Here is a 16,813-nt window from a genome sequence, read left to right on the forward strand (position 1 = left end):
GTAAGTGAGCATCATGCCTGAGGGCCTGTCCGGAACTAGGTGACCGGAACTCCAAGCATTTCCAAGGTCTTCACGAGCTGAATTGTGGTCAGCGCCAGTACCAGATCGAGTGCCAGGATCGCGATAAATGACATGACAAAGGCTTCCGTGGCAGCGCGGCCGACACCTTCTGCCCCGGATCCACAACGAAAACCCCGGTGACAGGCAACGATGGCGATCGCCGCCCCGAAACTCATGCTCTTCACAACCCCGGTAATCACATCAAAACCGCTGACGAATCGATCTGAGAAATCCCAGAAGTGATGACCGCTGACCCCATAAACCTGGGTGCTCACAAACCAGCCCCCGAAAATTCCCACCCCTTCTGCCACCATGGTGAGCGCCGGGATCATTAAGAAGCAGGCCAGAAAGCGAGGAACCACCAGATACGCCACAGGGTCCGCTCCGAGGGCTTTCAGAGCATCGATCTGCTCGCTGACTTTCATCGTGCCGATCTCCGCAGCGATGGAGCTTCCGACTCGCCCTGCCAGCATCACGGCCGCCAGCACCGGCCCCAGTTCCTTCACCAGAGTCCCGTTAATGACGGAACCGATGTGAATCTCGAAGTGAAGCTGACTCAAGGTATCATAGGATTGCACCGCCAGCACCATCCCGATGAACAACCCCGTAATGCAGACAACCGGGACGCTTCGAACGCCCACTTCGTAAAAGATCGGCCAGAGCACGCGACCGCGCGGAAGTCGTGCAAACAGAAAACCCCAAAGCTGCCAGGTGAAGGTCACCAGATCGCCGATGGCAATGAACAGGTCGAGCGTCTTCCGTCCAATCCAGTGAACGAAAGTCGGAGTCGCAGGACCAGCTTCCGCGGCAGTCAATGATGTCGACACTCGTGCTTCTCGCGTATTGCCTCGCAGTGTCACTCAGCCAGGTGGCGTGACAGCGGTAGAAATAGCCGAAAGCCGAATTTGTGGCGAGTTCACTTTTGCCGCCAGGGATCTGCGTCGTTCCGGCTGCAGAGAGTCAGTTCCGTCTCGCCGTCATACATGAGCGATCGAGCGACTCAGCATGCCCGTTTTTCGATTTCCGGGGACCATCGCCAGGTCAAATCAACACGGGGCCCCGCTGAGATGAACGAAGCTTGAGAGAAAGAGAAGAGGGCGAAACCGATCGAATTGCCTCGGCAAACCGCAAAAATCGGGGCCGGGGACGACCGAAGAGAAGGTCTTCCAAACTCATGGCACGTGCGAGCACCGCATGAGACAGGCGATGCCACAGAGCAGACTCTACTGCCCCATTACTACATCATCGCTTCAGAGTGCATAACATCGCAGGGACAAAGAACTGCGGTCCGGGAATAAACAGCCCGGCGTGATCGAAATCCAGGCTGTTCCAGCCGCAGCGGCCACGCCGCGCCTGAAGCACGTGCGTGAAACCGCTATGACGACGTTGTACCGTTCCCTGCTCCAGCATCAATTCCGAAGAATGGCTGGTTGAGTGCTGAACATTTCCAGAACTGCTGTAAACTCTCGAACTTATCGATCTGGCTTACCGGCTGGTGCGGAAGGGCTGCCCCCACCGACCATTCGCTGAATCCGTGAACGACGTTCGGCGCGACGACGGGCACGACGGCGGGTTTCGCTTGGCTTTTCGTAAAATTCACGTCGGCGCATCTCTTTCTTGATGCCCGCATGTTCAACCAATTTACGAAACCGCTTCACCGCGTCATTGATTCCCTCATTGTCCCGCAACCGCAACTTAACCACACAATCCTCCCATCGGATGTTTTGAGAAATGTTCGCACTTCAGCCTGTACCGGTACGTACCAAGGCGAGAGCCGGGGAGAAAGTGTAGCAACGCAGCGAGGGTGTGGGAAGCGAAGACATCCCGTAATTCACCGGCAGAGCCCAATTCAGGGACCCGAATGCGCTTGATCGGGTACGAATCGGCGATTCGCTGCAGAATTACGGAGAATTTATAGATCCCGCAGCGTGGCTGCCACTCTCTGAAGCCAATTTCTCCGGCTCATTCCTTCAATTCCCGAGAGGCTTTCGGGCGACGGAACAATGATTGCTCCTTCATTCTCACGAGGTTTCACTCGCTGCAACGGCCTAGAGGAGACGAGGAGTAATCCAAGTTGACCTCTACGAAAGCGCTTTAGGCAGCGCCGATAGCCGAATCAAGACAAACTGGCGCTGAAATCATCCGACCCGCAGTGACTCGGTCACCTCGAAAAGATAACAAGATGTACACAGACGTTCATGAACCGGGATGTCTACAATAGAGATGAAACTCCGACAGTCACATCTCGTGCCAGAAAGGACATAGTCGTGGCAACTTCGCGAATCGAGGACACGCAATGGTTTCGCCCAGCGAAGCCCGACTACGATGAACTTGCGACCAAGTACTTTGGTGACGAGGCGGTTCGTGTGAAAACGGAGTTCGGCGCCCTGTCTCATCGCGGATTACTCCGAACGAACAATGAAGACCATTATTCGGTCGTTCGGCGATACCGAGGTCGTGACGTCCTGCTGACAAACATGCCCACCGACGCCTATCAAGGGAATAGCGATGAAGCTTATTCACTGGCGGTTGCCGACGGGATCGGTGGCGCCGCCTTTGGCGAACTGGCCAGCATGCTCGCTCTGCAAACGTGCTGGGAGCTGACCGGCAAAGCCTTCAAATGGCACTTCAACCTTTCTCAAGCTGAACGGATAGAATTGGAAGAAGCCATCAACGTCTACATGCATCTCATCCACCAGCGAATCCAGGATGAAGCCCGTGCCCAGGGTGAGTACCGCGGCATGGGAACCACCCTGACCGGGGCTTTGACAGTGGGTTGGGACGCGTTCATCTTCCACGTGGGAGATTCGCGTGCTTACCTGTTCCGGGATGGCAAACTGCACAGGCTGACCAAAGACCAGACACTCGCGGAATCCATGCTCGCAGCCGGACTCATCAACTCCCTCGACGAAGCAGCCAGGCGATTCCGGAACACTCTCGTCAGTTGCCTCGGGGGGAACCTTAATCAGCTCGACGTCGAGACCTCGCATATCGAGCTTGAGGATGGCGACCGCTTGCTCCTTTGCACAGACGGCCTGACTGACATGGCCAGTGAATCTCACATTTCCCAGATCATGGCCCGAAAGAGCTCAACCCAGGAATCATGCCAGCAACTGATCGATGCAGCACTCGCCGCAGGAGGCCGTGACAACGTGACGGTCATTATCGGAGACTACCTGAAGTCTGCGTAATTCAATGCAGACACGGCAAAGGGCAGGACGACGGGAGACTCCAGGCGACGCGAGTCTATAAGAGTGCAGCCCACGAGCGGAGAGAGACCGGCGCTATCGCGCCCGGGAGATAAAGCGTCTCAACCTTAGAAAAGCGTCTCCCATCGTGCCTTGCAAGATTCGTTGCAAGTACCAATCTGGAAGAAGCTTGAAAAGAGCGGGTGAAGGGAATCGAACCCTCGCCTAAAGCTTGGGAAGCTTTCATTCTACCATTGAACTACACCCGCATTCGCCGCAACCTACCAACCCTTTACGCAGCGGTCAAGCCGTCATGCGAATCAGAAGGGGCGAAATTCGATCACGACGCATCCAGTTCGCGCGCACGCTCTGTCGCCGCTTCGACGGCATCCATCAAAACTCCGCGCAAACCGCCTCGCTCGAGTGCATGAATCCCCGCAATTGTGGTCCCCCCGGGGCTCGTCACAGCATCCTTCAGGGCACCGGGATGGAGACCTGTGGTGAGGACCATCTGCGCGGCACCCAACACGGTCTGGGCAGCCAGCTTCGTCGCCGTATCCCGAGGCAACCCCATCCGAACGCCACCATCACTGAGAGATTCAATTACCTGATAGACATAAGCCGGCCCGCTTCCGGACAGCCCGGTTACCGCATCCATCAGCTTTTCCGGCACTTCAACGGCCACGCCCACGTTCGACAGCAGCTTCTGAACAAGAGCCACATCGTCGCTGGTCGCGCTTGCCCCGCGACTCAGCGCGCTGGCACCGCAGCCGACCAGACTGGGAGTATTGGGCATCACGCGAATCGTTCGAACCTGTTCTCCCAACCCGGCTGCCAGCGTCTTGAGAGTCACCCCTGCAGCAATGGAGACCACCAATTGACCGGCACCAAGTGACTTCCGAAGATCAGCCATGGCCTGCGTCATCTGCTGTGGTTTGACAGCAAGGAAGATAACCTGAGCTTCGGTAGCGAGCTGAGCACTGGACGGAGCGAGCCGCCCTCCCGTCTGCTCGACGAATCGCTCTCCGGCAGCAGGATACACGTCACAGGCGACGATTGACGAGGCAGGTACCGACCCCGCATCCCGAAACCCCTTTGCCAGTGCGGTCGCCATCTGCCCCGCCCCGACAAAGCCGATCGTGAGAGGTTTCGATTCGCCGGTCATCGCGTAGTCTCCTCAACAGTGAAATTCAACAGTGATCATCAAAAGCAGTGAGTTCAAAACAGATTACAGCGAGAGTCGCCAAACTCGTCCGTGCAGGTCCAGGACGGTTTACACAGCCCCCACACAGTGTAGAGGAACAGTGTAGACGAAAGGTGCAACGAGGCGAAATTCGGGCTCACATCTCGGGTAAAACCGTCCACAAGATTTGAATAACCATTCCCGCGAACAACTCACCCTTCCCGTGGGCTCGGAGGCGTCCACTTCGGCGACAGCAACAGAAAAACCGCAAGCAGCAATGCCTGCGGTTTTCCAAGAATTCAGCGGACAGTCTTAAGTGGACCGCCCTGTGACCCAACCTTACGCTATCTGTCTGTCAGACAGCACGAATCACAGCAGCAGCACTCTGACCCATGCGAGTCCGGTTAACGCTGAGTGCAATCCCGTTGGACATCTTCATCGGCTCATCGTGGACAATGTTCAGCCGGCAAAGTGGATCGGGAGTGCGATAGTTGAGCGTCATGGGCAATTGACCATGTCGCATTGCCAGCAGGCTACCTGCCAGCTCGACCGCACCGGCTCCAGCGTCAAAATGCCCGAAGTAACTCTTCAGGGCCGTTACGGGAATCGACTCGGCAATCGTCCCCAGCGACCGGTAGTAGGCACTCGCTTCCGCGACGTCGTCTCGGCGAGTCCCCTTACCATGGGCGTTGATATGCCCCAGATCGCGCGGCGTCAGATTCGATCGCTTGAGAGCCGCATCGATCGATCGGGCTAACCCCAGACCGCTCGCACGATTGGCAGGATCGCTACCATCGCAGCCAGCCCCGACCCCGAGAATCTCGCAGTAGATGGGTGCACCGCGGCGGATCGCATGATCGTACCGTTCCAGCACAAACGAGGCCGCTCCTTCCCCGGCAACGGTCCCGTCCCGATTCAGGTCGAACGGCCGGCAGGCGTAACGCGGATCGTCACCACGCGAAAGGTTTTCGTACAGATTCAGCCGTGCAATTTCCAGCGGGTGAATGTACGAACTGCAGGCGCCGACGATCATGGCGTCAGCCGCACCCCGTTCAATCGCTCGCATCCCTTCGGCCAGTGCCAGAAGAGCGGACGACTCGCAACTGGTGATCGTATTGTTCGGCCCGCGCGCATCGTGTTCGATGGCGACATGGCACGCGGGCATGTTGGGAAGTTGCTTCAGCAGCCACAAGGGAGCAATCTCGCCGAGACCATCTTCGGCCCAGCCTTCGAACGAAACGCCATCAGCCGTCTGCTGCAGATGCTTCGCCGCATCCGCCAGCTCTTCCGGTGTCGCGGACATGTGTCCGGCACCGAATTCGACGCCCAGCCGTTCAGGATCGATCGCTCCACGAGGCAACGCCGCATCGGCCATCGCCATCGAAGCACTGGCAACACCCAACTGGATGTCGCGTGACATGACCTTCAGAAATTTTCGGTGATAGATGTGCTCGACCGGATCAAAATCGCGGACTTCCGCAGCCAACTTGGACGGCAAGCCCCCCGAAGGGAACGCCGTTAACAAGTCGATTCCGGAACGTCCGGCAATGAGATTCTGCCAGAACGCATCTTGCCCAATGCCAATCGGTGACACCACTCCAACACCGGTGACGACCACGCGGTGGGAATCGGAACCAGCCATCATCGCCTGACCCCGTAAAAACTTTGACTACGGACTCCCCGCGCCAAAGAGTTTCCACTCTCGTCCAGCAGTCCTTGCCGCTCGCTGAATATTCAGGTTTCCGGTGCACAAAGGGGACGCGAACAGCGACCTCTTGAGCCACAGAAGTACACGTGACCTGGTTACACACCCGATCTTGAATTTCTATCGGATTTTGAACCTGATCCAGTCGATACTGTTTCTTCGACGTGGCCTATTCGGTACACGCCGAACGAACAAACCTTCTTCCTCAGCGGACTGAGCAATTGTTTGTTGAAAACACCTGGAACCAAAAACACCCAAAACACTGCGTATCCGTCACGAGATTCACGACCTGCTTGAGACCCACTCAAACAAGCCGTCCCAGCGAATCCACGGAACGGACGCCGACAATTTTAGCAATCCCCTTCGCGGTGTGATACAGCAAATTTTCAATTTGATCTGAAGAATCAGCAACAAACACTGGCTTGGCTTGCATGGCCTACCGACAACGAGTAGACTGCTCGACCCCGAATGGGATTGCGCCTGTTAACTACGGACTCACCCCCATTCAGTCGATAACAGTAAATAATTAATGTATCGGGACTTGGCTCGATTTTGGCTTCGCATGGCGAACTGATCCGCGAGCAGTGGTCACGAAAACCGGTAATGCAAATTGGTTCTTCTGCGTCTGGCAGGGAACGACGAGGGTTCTGTCATGGTTTATCGTCCCCGAACGAAACTGAAGCTGGCTCGCAAGGCCAAACGCTGCCCCAAGTGCAACAAGCTTGTCGGCATGCGTGTGCGCTGCAAAACCTGCCACAAGAAGTTGCGTTGATTACGCTTGCATCCATCGTCGGCTGTATTCTCACCTGACTGGCGAGATCGCCTGCGGTGAACACGATACGAAATCATTTTCTTCAATCCCGCTTCAAGAAGACACTGAAATATGCCTCGCATTGAACGAGATCGCGAGATTGCTCGCCGACGACACCGTAAGGTCAAAATTCAGAAGCTGGTAGCCAAGTACATCAAGGCCACCGCACAGGCCGATAAGGCTGTACTGGCGACCAAAGTTCGTCGGCTCAGCCCTTTCTACAATCTTGAAGAACGCGTCGCAGAAATCAAAGCCGAGCAGGCCAGCAAGTAATTCGGGCTTCGGTTTTCGGGATACTCAAAGCACGGCAAGGCATTGGTCTTGTTCGTGCTTTTTCGTTATTGAGACGAGCTGCGCGGTGTCGCCCGCACCAGTCTCGACACATCTCATGAGGAACACGCCGTGGCTTCTTCGTCGTTGACGAAATTGTCTTTCAGTGAACTGCTCAACCGATTGAACAAGCGCGAACTCACTTCCGTCGAAGTGACAGAATCGTTTCTCAAAGCAATCCGGCAGCGGGATCCGTCCCTGAACGCGTTTGTGCATGTTGACGAAGAGGAAGCCCTTCGCCAGGCGAAAGAGATTGATCACAAGCGTGCCTCCGGCCACCCGCTCGGCATCCTCGCCGGGATCCCCGTCGCCACCAAGGACGTACTCTGCACGAGGGGACAGCCAACGACCTGCGCCAGCCGCATGCTCAAAGGCTTCGTCCCTCCTTACGACGCCTGCGCGATTACAAAGCTGCGTCAGGCCGATGCGGTACTCATCGGCAAGACCAATATGGATGAATTCGCCATGGGTTCATCGGGAGAAAATTCTGCTTGGGGAGCAACCCGGAACCCATGGGATATCGAGCGAATTCCCGGGGGGTCCAGCAGCGGATCTGCAGCGGCCGTCGCGGCCAGAATGGCTCCCGTGGCTCTTGGCAGCGATACGGGTGGTTCCATTCGCCAGCCCGCAGCCCTTTGCGGCATTGTGGGACTTAAACCGACGTACGGACGGGTCTCCCGCTACGGTCTGATTGCTTACGCCAGCTCGCTCGACCAGGTCGGCCCCTTCGCGACAGACATTCAGGGGGCCGCTGCACTGCTTGAGGCCGTGTCGGGACATGACCCACGCGATTCAACCAGCGTGAACCAGCCCGTTCCCGCGTACAGTCAGCTCTTCGATCAGCCACTCGCAGGGCTGAAGATCGGAATCCCCGCAGAATATTTTTCCGAGGGATTAGATCCAGAAATCGAAGCCTCGGTCCGCCAGGCACTTAAGGTCTACGAATCCCAAGGTGCACAGCTCAAAGAGATTCATCTCCCTCATTCCAAGTATGCGATCGCGACCTACTACCTGGTTGCGACGTCCGAGGCCTCCAGCAACCTCGCCAGATACGACGGCGTACACTACGGCCATCGTGCCGCAGGGGACTCGCAGAGCTTGGCCGAGATGTACGAAGCCAGCCGCGGAGAGGGATTCGGTGACGAAGTCAAACGACGGATCATGCTCGGCGTGTTCTCGCTGTCCGCTGGTTACGCGGACAAGTTTTACACCAAGGCGTTACAGGTGCGCCGCTTGATTCGCAATGACTTTGACGCCGCATTCCAGCAGGTCGATGTGATTGCCGGCCCGGTCACACCGACACCCGCTTTCAAGATTGGTGAAAAAACCAAAGACCCGCTGGCGATGTATCTGTCCGACATCTACACCATCAGTGCAAACTTGGCAGGGATCCCGGGCATCTCGCTCCCGTGCGGTCTGACAAAATCCGGTCTTCCTATCGGTCTCCAGTTGCTCGCCCCCCCATTCGCAGAGGTGCGATTGCTGCAGGCCGGCCGAATGCTGGAACGGGAAACCGACTGGCACCTGATGTCCCCCACGACGATTCAGGATGACATCTAGTCCACGGCAAAAAACCGTGTGTGCGGCTGTTCGGTCCAGATTTCTGGCCAAGCTCGGTTGCCGTCCCCTCGTGGCGACCGACCCCGCGCGTGATTTATCACGGACCGTCAATTGCTGATGGATCGTCCGCTCATTGCCCAAGCAATTTGGCGATCAGAAACGCAGTCTCTGACTCATATTTTTCCGAGCGGGAATGGCCGGGAATGAGCAGATGACATTCGTGACCGATTTCGTCGGATCGCTCTTTGAGCTTGATCCCGAAGACCGGGTGATGAATACCATGCCCAGCGTCCCTGGAAGGAAGTGTCATCTCCTCGGTATATCTCAGGAATAGCGGGGGATCTTTCGCGTCGACATGGTTGTAAGGTGAAAACTCCACATAGAGATCGCGGTATTTGTCATAGTTTTTCAGAGCGCCTTCGATCGTCAGTTCTCCGACGGCCATATTGATCATGCGATGCTTGAGGACGTTCGGCCCCAGCCACTCTTCCACCACCTTTGGATCGATTGAGACCTGGCCGGCATACGCCGCCGCGGCGCAAACACGCGTCGACTGTCGCAGAACTTCATCCTTAGAGTCGGGATCCGCCAGATCGTCGTGGAGCAGCAGCCACATCGACGTACAAGCCCCCGCGCTCCCCCCCGTGACGGCGAGATGGTCGCCGTCAATATTCCACTCGCTGGCCTTCGACCTCAGGAACTGGATGGCGCGAGCAGCATCGTGTACGGGGGCGGGCAATGGATTGTCCGGGGTCAGGCGGTAATTGATGGCGGCACAGGAGATTCCTTTCTCGAGAAACGGACGATACTTGTCCGTATTCTGCTTCTTATCCCCCGCCGTCCATCCCCCACCGTGAATGTAAACCATTACGGGCCGGGGCCCTGCTCCCTCTGCCTGCCAGAAATCGAGGACATTACGGGGATAAGGACCGTACGTGACCTCCGCATATGTTGGCTTCAGCTGCGATGCCGGATCCTGGGCCCATGCCTCCCCACTCCCGACCATCCCAGATACCAGCAGCAGCAACCACAGAATCCGTGTCATCATGAATCTTCCCTCGAGGAATCTGGTCCGCACGACGATCCGAACTTTACCACCTGGACAATCCCTGGTCGCGTATACTTGGTGTCAGCGCCAGGCAGGCGCATCGCATCATACCCTCTGCCGACATTGATCACATGGAACGACGCCTGACGCCAAAACAACAGCAATTAGCCTGGGCCAAACTCAACAACCAGATCGTGGGCTGCGAACGCTGCCCGCGGCTACGGACGTATTGCCAGGAGGTCGCTCAGCAGAAGCGGGCTGCCTACCGCGATTGGGAATACTGGGGGCTGCCAGTGCCCAACTTCGGCGATCCATCCGCCCGACTCGTCATCGTGGGGTTAGCGCCTGCCGCACACGGTGGCAATCGAACCGGCCGCGTCTTCACAGGAGACCGCAGTGGCGACTGGCTGTACCGCGCTCTTCACAAAGCCGGGTTTGCAAATCAGGCGACCGCCACACATCGAAATGACGGACTGAAGCTGATTGACTGTGCAATCACCAATCCGTGCCACTGTGCTCCACCCGACAACAAGCCAACGAAGGATGAGATCGCCAATTGTTCGGAGTGGATCGCACGGACGCTGACTCTGTTACCCGTTCAAGTCATCGTCGCCCTCGGTCAGACCGCGTGGACCAACGTGATCGCTCAGGCGATTACCCAACGCTGGCTGCCCCCCAAGGGTCCACGACCGAAATTCGGTCACGGCAAGGAAGTCCCGATGCTCGACGACCGGGGCTGGATCATTGGATGCTTCCATCCCAGTCCCCGCAACACATTCACGGGACGACTCACAGAACCGATGCTCGATGCGGTTTTCACCCAGGCCCGACACCGCCTCGAGAGCTTCCTCCCATGAGTGAGTTTCTGCTACGCCCAATCTTCCAGACGTGAAACGAAAGAACCCCATCAGACCATCGTGAGGCCTGACAGGGTTCTGAAAATCTGTTTCGCCAACTCAGGAGTTGGCAGGATTGGTGATTGCGAGAATCTTTCGTGCCCGCTGCTGGTCTGCGAACTTCACAGCCACTTCTTCATCTGTCTTGGCGGGACGGGCTATCGCTTCCGCGAGTTGCTTCTCCGCTTCTGCAGTCGACAGGTCCTGAGCCGGGACCGCTCGATTCGTCAGCAGCGTGATGACCGGTCCCTGTACCTGAACGAATCCACCGTCAATGAAGTAGACAGTTTCGCCTGCCGTGGTTCGCACGCGGAGCGCCCCAGTTCCGAGTCGTCCGATCAGTGGAATTCGCCCCGGCAGGATGCCGATATCACCGTCGTACAACGGAAAACGGAGCGAAGCGACAGGCTCATCGAGCAAAGTTCGCTCGGGAGTCACGACGATCAGTCGCAATTTGTCGCCACCAGCCATTTTGACCTCACTTAACCACAGCCAAAGGGACAATCACGGCGTCTTGTCCCGAATCACTTCGTGCAGTTCACGTCAGCGGGGACCTGAAACGGCACCCGCTGGCATTATACCACTCGCAATCTGATGCAACCTTGCACCAGATCGTTAATCCAATTCAACAAACTGATCCAGCCTGAAACCGACCCGGCTGATTAAGCCTTGGCCATACGTTCAGCCTGCTCGGCAGCTTCAGAGATACCACCGACATAAGTGAAGGCGGCTTCCGGCAGATGGTCCCACTTGCCGTCGCAAAGCTCTTCGAAACTCTCGATCGTTTCGTCGCGTGGGGTAATCTTACCCTTCTTGCCGGTGAATGGCTCAGCAACGAGGAACGGCTGCGAGAGGAATCGTTCGATACGACGTGCTCGGTGCACAACCAGTTTGTCTTCTTCGCTCAATTCATCGATACCGAGAATTGCGATGATGTCCTGAAGTTCGCGGTATCGCTGCAGAATCTGCTGCACTCGGCGAGCAATCTTGTAGTGCCGTTCACCCACGACCAGCGGGTCGAGGATTCGTGACGACGAAGACAGCGGATCGATTGCGGGATACAACCCTTTTTCAGCGATTCGTCGTTCGAGATACAAGAATGCATCCAGGTGAGCGAACGCGGTCGCAGGAGCAGGGTCGGTCGGATCGTCTGCAGGAACGTAAACGGCCTGCACCGAGGTGATCGCACCACGATTGGTTGAGGTGATTCGCTCTTGCAGAGCTCCCAGTTCGGTACCCAGTGTTGGCTGGTAACCCACGGCACTCGGCATACGACCAAGCAGAGCGGACACTTCCGAACCGGCTTGCGAGAATCGGAAAATGTTATCGACGAACAACAGGGTGTCAGCACCGGTTGCATCTCGGAACCACTCGGCCATTGTCAGAGCGGTCAAAGCCACGCGAAGACGAGCACCGGGCGGTTCGTTCATCTGACCGAACACCATCGCGGTCTGATCAATCACGTGACGACCAGTACTGCCGATCTCGGCTTCCTGCATTTCCAGCCAGAGGTCGTTACCTTCACGGGTTCGTTCCCCGACCCCTGCGAACACCGAGTAACCCCCGTGAGCCGAGGCGATACGAGCGATCAACTCGGTCAAAATAACGGTCTTACCGAGACCAGCTCCACCGAACAGACCGGCTTTACCACCGCGGACGAATGGAACCAGCAGGTCGATCACCTTAATACCGGTTTCGAACAGTTCGGTCTTGGAGCTGAGGTCCGACAGAGCCGGAGGATCACGGTGAATGGCCCATCGTTCTTCACAGGGAACTTCACCACGGCCGTCGATGGGATCGCCGAGCACGTTGAAGACACGGCCCAGAGTCGCTTTACCGACGGGAACACTCACGGGCGCCCCGGTATCCACAACTTCCATTCCACGAACCATACCGTCGGTGGAACCGAGTGCCACACACCGGACTCGACCGCCACCCAGGTGCTGCTGGACTTCCCCAGTCACCTTGAGCTTGAGCCCCTTCACTTCGGTCTCAATCTTGACGGCGTTATAAATTCCGGGCAGGCTCGCTTCCGAAAATTCCGCGTCAAATGTTGATCCGATGATCTGTGTGACATGGCCAATATTGGTGCCGGTCGTCATATCTGTGGTCTCTATTCTCGAATGGTCTGTTTTGCCACTCTGAACGAACTAACGGGTTAACTGGCGAACAACTCGTGGTCGGGGGCACCGCGTTATTCCAACGCAGCGGCACCACCGATGATTTCACTGAGTTCCGATGTAATCTGCGATTGACGTGCCCGGTTATACTGAGCACGGATTGTGCGGATCATCTCATCCGCGTTGTCGGTAGCACTCTTCATCGCCACCATACGTGCGATCTGCTCACTCACAGCGGCATCCAGGAAGCACTTGAACAGCCGCGCCTTGAATGACGCCGGGACAATCTCTTCCAGAATTTCTTTGGGTGATGGCAGAAATTCGTACTCGATGCTTGGTTTGCCAGAGGGTGCCGCGGCCGCCCCTTCCAGCTTTCCGATCGGCAGCAAGGTCTCAATCACGGCCTTCTGCCGGGACATGGTTTCAAACCGGGTGTAAGCCACGTCCAACCGGTCAATCTCGCCCCGGATGAACAGGTCCACGTACCGCTTTGCCAGCACGTCGACTTCATCGAATGTCGGCTTATCTTCGAAATGCGTGTAGCTGAGCGCCGTCGAAATCTTCTGGAACTTGAAGAAGCCGATCCCTCTCTTACCGGACACTTCAATGTCCAGCGGAATCTGATCCGCTTTGGCCTGGCGGATGCGTGCCTGAGCGTGCCGCAACACCCCCCCATTGTAACCGCCACACAACCCGCGATTGGATGTAATGACCAAAAGGATACTTTTTCGTTCGGTATCCCGTTGTTGCAGCAGTGGATGAGTGAATCCTGACGCGCCTTCCTGAAGTGTGCTCGAAAGATCCGCCACAATTTCAGAAATCTTGCGTGTGTAAGCAGCGGCTTGTGTCGCTCGATCCATTGCCTTTTTGAAGCGTGCGGTCGCAACCAGTTCCATCGTCCGCGTGATCTTGCGGACGTTGCGAACGGCTTTTAACCGCTTGATGATCGCACGTGCTTTTGCCATGGTTCTCTTGTACTGCAGTCAGTTTCAAATTGGGGACGGTGTCGCAACCGGGACATCTGTCAAATGTTCCCGGTTGTTCCTGTTCTCCTGCCGAAACAGAAGGCTTTCGGAATTACGCTTTTGCCTGGGTCGCCTGCCAGCGGTCACGCCATTCTTCCAGTGCCTTCTTCAGGGCACCTTCGGTGGCGTCATCCAGTGCCCCACCCTTGATGAGGGCGTCACGGACTTCGCTCTTCTCTTCTCGCATAAACTGAAGCAGGTTGCTTTCTGCTTCCTGAACGCGTGGTACCGGTACCTTGTCGAAGTAACCCTTCGAACCAGCATAGATACTCATGACCTGATCTGCTGCGTTCAACGGCTGGAACTGAGGCTGTTTCAACAGTTCGACCATGCGGTAACCGCGGTCAAGCTGCTGCTGTGTCGCCTTATCGAGTTCTGTACCGAGCTGAGCGAATGCTTCCAGCTCACGGAACGCTGCCAGGTCCAGTCGCAGACTACCGGCAACCTTCTTCATCCCCTTCGTCTGTGCGTTACCACCGACGCGGGAGACAGAGATACCGACGTTGATGGCGGGCCGAACACCCTTGAAGAACAGATCCGGCTCGAGGTAGATCTGACCGTCGGTGATCGAAATCACGTTCGTCGGGATATATGCCGAAACTTCCCCTTCGAGGGTTTCGATGATCGGCAGGGCCGTCATCGATCCACCACCGAGCTCGTCGCTCAACTTGGCGGCACGTTCCAGCAGACGGCTGTGACAGTAGAACACGTCCCCGGGGTACGCTTCACGACCTGGTGGGCGTCGCATCAGCAACGACAACTGACGATAGGCAGTCGCCTGTCGAGTCAAGTCATCGTACACGACCAGGGTGTGCTTACCCTGATACATGAAAAATTCAGCGATCGAAGCACCGGCGTAAGGAGCGATGTACTGCAGCGGAGCAGGATCGCTGGCCGAGGCACTCACGACGATGGTGTAGTCCATCGCTCCGGCCTTGGTCAGAGCTTCCACCACACCGGCTGTCGAGCTGGCTCGCTGACCGCACGACACATAAACACAGATGACGTCGCCGCCCTTCTGGTTAATGATCGCGTCGATGGCGACGGCTGTCTTGCCCGTCTTTCGGTCACCAATGATCAATTCTCGCTGACCACGACCGACAGGGGTCATGGCGTCAACAGCCTTGATCCCGGTCTGCAGCGGCTGCTTGACCGGCTGACGTCCGGCGACGCCTGGTGCCGTTGTTTCCAGCGGACGGGTTTCGGTGGTCAGCACAGGACCCTTGCCGTCGAGCGGATTACCCAATGGATCGATTACGCGACCAATCAGGCTTTCCCCGACAGGAACCGACAGAAGTGCGCCAGTCGTACGGACTTCTTCACCTTCAGTGATCTTCAGGTAGTCACCGAGGATGATCACACCGACGGAGTTCTCTTCCAGGTTGAACACCTGGCCGCGAACGCCGCTCTTGGTGAACTCCACCATTTCGCCAGCCATGGCTGTCGATAAGCCATAGACCCGCGCGATGCCGTCACCGACCTCGACGACGTGGCCGACTTCACTGGTTTGTATTTGTCCGCGAAAGCCTTCAATTTCCGTCTTGATGACTGAAGCGATCTCGCCCGCGTTGAATTTCATTCAGACACCTCTCGCGCAAACGAACGCGAAGTTGTTTTACTTGAGTTTTCAAGGAACCGTCATAGACGGTATCGCCAACACGAATCGTCATCCCGCCGAGGAGAGATGGGTCGACCCGCGTTTCCAGAATCGGCTGTTTTGACAATGCTGTCGCCAACGAACTGCGAATGGCATCGAGCGTCTCGGTAGAGAGCTCTGCGGCACTCGTGATCTGCACTCGCTGCTGATTCAGGCGTTGCTCGGCCTCGCGGACGGCAGCATCATGAATCAGCGGGACGAGACTCAGTCGATCGTGATTTGCGACAACGCGAATAAAATCTGCGAATAGTGGGGTCGATCGCGGAACCACAACTTTTTCAAGCAGTTGCAGCTTCGCTTCGACGCTCAACCCCTGCGCCCGCAGCATTTGGTCAAACTCGGGGTTCTGTTGCAGTACGTCTGTGACGAACGACCCGAGTTCTTCCAGTGCCGCAGGAATCCCGCCTGCTTTCTCGGCAGATTCGAGATAGGCGTGTGAGTAGACCTTTGCCACCGACTGGGCACGTGGATCTTCTAACACGGAGGAGATTTGAGTGCGGAGATCTTGCGAATCCACGTCAGCCGACTCCCTAGTTCCGCCGAACATTAATTTGTGACAGTGCTTCTTTCACGAGACGATCATGGTCATCGCCAGAAAGGCTCCGACCAATCACATTCTCGGTTGCGTTGACGACGTTGGTTGACACGAAGTCAAACAATTCCGTCAACGCCTGATCGCGTGATCGCTCGATGTCAGCAATCGCCCGCTGCCGCGAAGCGTCTGCTTCCTTCTGGGCCGTTGCCAGAATCTCTTGCTTGGTGTGCTCGGCATCCCGGCGGGCTTCCGCCAGGATCTCACGGACTTCTTCCTGCACCTTGGCAAGCTTCAGTTCGTGTTCTTTGAGCAGTGCCTCGGCTTTGGTGCGAGATACTTCGGCGTCAGCAATGTTCTGCTGAATGCCTCGTTCCCGCTCGCTCAAACCTGCCCTGAGTGGCCCCCAGGCACCGACTCGAAGCACGACCAGGTAAACGGCAAAGGTAATCAATGAGAAAAAAGCAAGATCCTTGCTGAATGTCATTGGCAACCCGCCGTGCTCCCCGTGCCCGCCCTCAGCGTGTGCGTCACCATGGGCACCGTCAGGAGTATGCGCCGCGTCTCCATGTGCATCCGCATGGACAGGATCCGCCGCGAATGCAACCTGAGGTGCATGCAACGCAACGCACACCATGGCCACAGCAACAAATTGCGAGATGATCCGAAACATACCCAGAACTCTCAGACAAGAAACA

At 56.8% G+C, this 16,813-nt stretch carries 15 protein-coding genes and 1 tRNA gene; 4 read left to right on the forward strand and 12 right to left on the reverse strand.

What is annotated here, in order from left to right; all coding sequences use genetic code 11:
• Positions 1-35: 35 nt before the first annotated feature.
• On the reverse strand, positions 36-887 hold the full coding sequence (locus ACGY09_RS09270; RefSeq protein ID WP_397571321.1) for an MlaE family ABC transporter permease: 852 nt from the start codon (positions 885-887) through the stop codon (positions 36-38).
• Positions 888-1,532: 645 nt separating this feature from the next.
• Complete coding sequence (gene rpsU, locus ACGY09_RS09275) at positions 1,533-1,763, reverse strand: 30S ribosomal protein S21 (RefSeq protein ID WP_373650546.1); 231 nt, start codon at positions 1,761-1,763, stop codon at positions 1,533-1,535.
• Positions 1,764-2,327: 564 nt separating this feature from the next.
• Between rpsU and ACGY09_RS09280 the strand changes: the two genes are divergently transcribed.
• Positions 2,328-3,251, forward strand: a complete 924-nt coding sequence (locus ACGY09_RS09280; protein ID WP_397571322.1) for a PP2C family protein-serine/threonine phosphatase — start codon at positions 2,328-2,330, stop codon at positions 3,249-3,251.
• A 195-nt stretch (positions 3,252-3,446) separates the two neighbouring features.
• Here ACGY09_RS09280 and ACGY09_RS09285 read toward each other — a convergent pair.
• From ACGY09_RS09285 to ACGY09_RS09295, 3 genes are all read right to left on the reverse strand, one after another.
• A tRNA-Gly gene (locus tag ACGY09_RS09285) sits at positions 3,447-3,517 on the reverse strand.
• A gap of 71 nt (positions 3,518-3,588) precedes the next feature.
• Positions 3,589-4,413, reverse strand: coding sequence for a pyrroline-5-carboxylate reductase (proC, locus tag ACGY09_RS09290; RefSeq protein ID WP_397571323.1), 825 nt, complete (start codon positions 4,411-4,413; stop codon positions 3,589-3,591).
• A gap of 373 nt (positions 4,414-4,786) precedes the next feature.
• Positions 4,787-6,076 carry a beta-ketoacyl-[acyl-carrier-protein] synthase family protein gene (locus ACGY09_RS09295; protein ID WP_397571324.1) on the reverse strand — a complete coding sequence of 430 codons (1,290 nt, stop codon included), beginning with the start codon at positions 6,074-6,076 and terminating at the stop codon, positions 4,787-4,789.
• Positions 6,077-7,019: 943 nt separating this feature from the next.
• Here ACGY09_RS09295 and ACGY09_RS09300 point away from each other — a divergent pair.
• Both ACGY09_RS09300 and gatA read left to right on the forward strand, forming a co-directional pair.
• Positions 7,020-7,220 carry a DUF6800 family protein gene (locus tag ACGY09_RS09300; protein WP_373650542.1) on the forward strand — a complete coding sequence of 67 codons (201 nt, stop codon included), beginning with the start codon at positions 7,020-7,022 and terminating at the stop codon, positions 7,218-7,220.
• Between the two features lie 129 nt (positions 7,221-7,349).
• Positions 7,350-8,837: an Asp-tRNA(Asn)/Glu-tRNA(Gln) amidotransferase subunit GatA gene (gatA, locus tag ACGY09_RS09305; protein ID WP_397571325.1), complete on the forward strand. Its 1,488-nt coding sequence runs from the start codon at positions 7,350-7,352 to the stop codon at positions 8,835-8,837.
• A gap of 130 nt (positions 8,838-8,967) precedes the next feature.
• Here gatA and ACGY09_RS09310 read toward each other — a convergent pair whose 3' ends face one another.
• Positions 8,968-9,885, reverse strand: a complete 918-nt coding sequence (locus ACGY09_RS09310) for an alpha/beta hydrolase (protein ID WP_397571326.1) — start codon at positions 9,883-9,885, stop codon at positions 8,968-8,970.
• Between the two features lie 131 nt (positions 9,886-10,016).
• On the opposite strand from ACGY09_RS09310, the gene ACGY09_RS09315 reads away from it, so the two are divergent.
• Positions 10,017-10,742, forward strand: coding sequence for a uracil-DNA glycosylase (locus ACGY09_RS09315; RefSeq protein WP_397571327.1), 726 nt, complete (start codon positions 10,017-10,019; stop codon positions 10,740-10,742).
• Positions 10,743-10,841: 99 nt separating this feature from the next.
• Here ACGY09_RS09315 and atpC read toward each other — a convergent pair whose 3' ends face one another.
• The 6 genes from atpC to atpF form a co-directional block, all read right to left on the reverse strand.
• On the reverse strand, positions 10,842-11,252 hold the full coding sequence (gene atpC / locus ACGY09_RS09320) for an ATP synthase F1 subunit epsilon (protein WP_373650538.1): 411 nt from the start codon (positions 11,250-11,252) through the stop codon (positions 10,842-10,844).
• A gap of 191 nt (positions 11,253-11,443) precedes the next feature.
• Entirely contained in the window at positions 11,444-12,883 is a 1,440-nt protein-coding gene (gene atpD / locus ACGY09_RS09325; RefSeq protein ID WP_373650537.1) for a F0F1 ATP synthase subunit beta, read from the reverse strand.
• Between the two features lie 92 nt (positions 12,884-12,975).
• Positions 12,976-13,866: an ATP synthase F1 subunit gamma gene (gene atpG, locus ACGY09_RS09330; RefSeq protein ID WP_397571328.1), complete on the reverse strand. Its 891-nt coding sequence runs from the start codon at positions 13,864-13,866 to the stop codon at positions 12,976-12,978.
• 112 nt (positions 13,867-13,978) lie between these two features.
• Positions 13,979-15,505 carry a F0F1 ATP synthase subunit alpha gene (gene atpA, locus ACGY09_RS09335; RefSeq protein ID WP_397571329.1) on the reverse strand — a complete coding sequence of 509 codons (1,527 nt, stop codon included), beginning with the start codon at positions 15,503-15,505 and terminating at the stop codon, positions 13,979-13,981.
• Positions 15,456-16,100: an ATP synthase F1 subunit delta gene (atpH, locus tag ACGY09_RS09340; protein ID WP_397571330.1), complete on the reverse strand. Its 645-nt coding sequence runs from the start codon at positions 16,098-16,100 to the stop codon at positions 15,456-15,458. The genes atpA and atpH overlap by 50 nt, the downstream gene beginning before the upstream one ends.
• A 13-nt stretch (positions 16,101-16,113) precedes the next feature.
• A complete protein-coding gene (gene atpF, locus ACGY09_RS09345; RefSeq protein WP_373650533.1) occupies positions 16,114-16,788 on the reverse strand; it encodes a F0F1 ATP synthase subunit B in 675 nt (224 codons plus the stop codon).
• Positions 16,789-16,813 lie beyond the last annotated feature (25 nt).

It is taken from the genome of Schlesneria sphaerica (assembly GCF_044336245.1).
GTDB lineage: Bacteria > Planctomycetota > Planctomycetia > Planctomycetales > Planctomycetaceae > Schlesneria > Schlesneria sphaerica.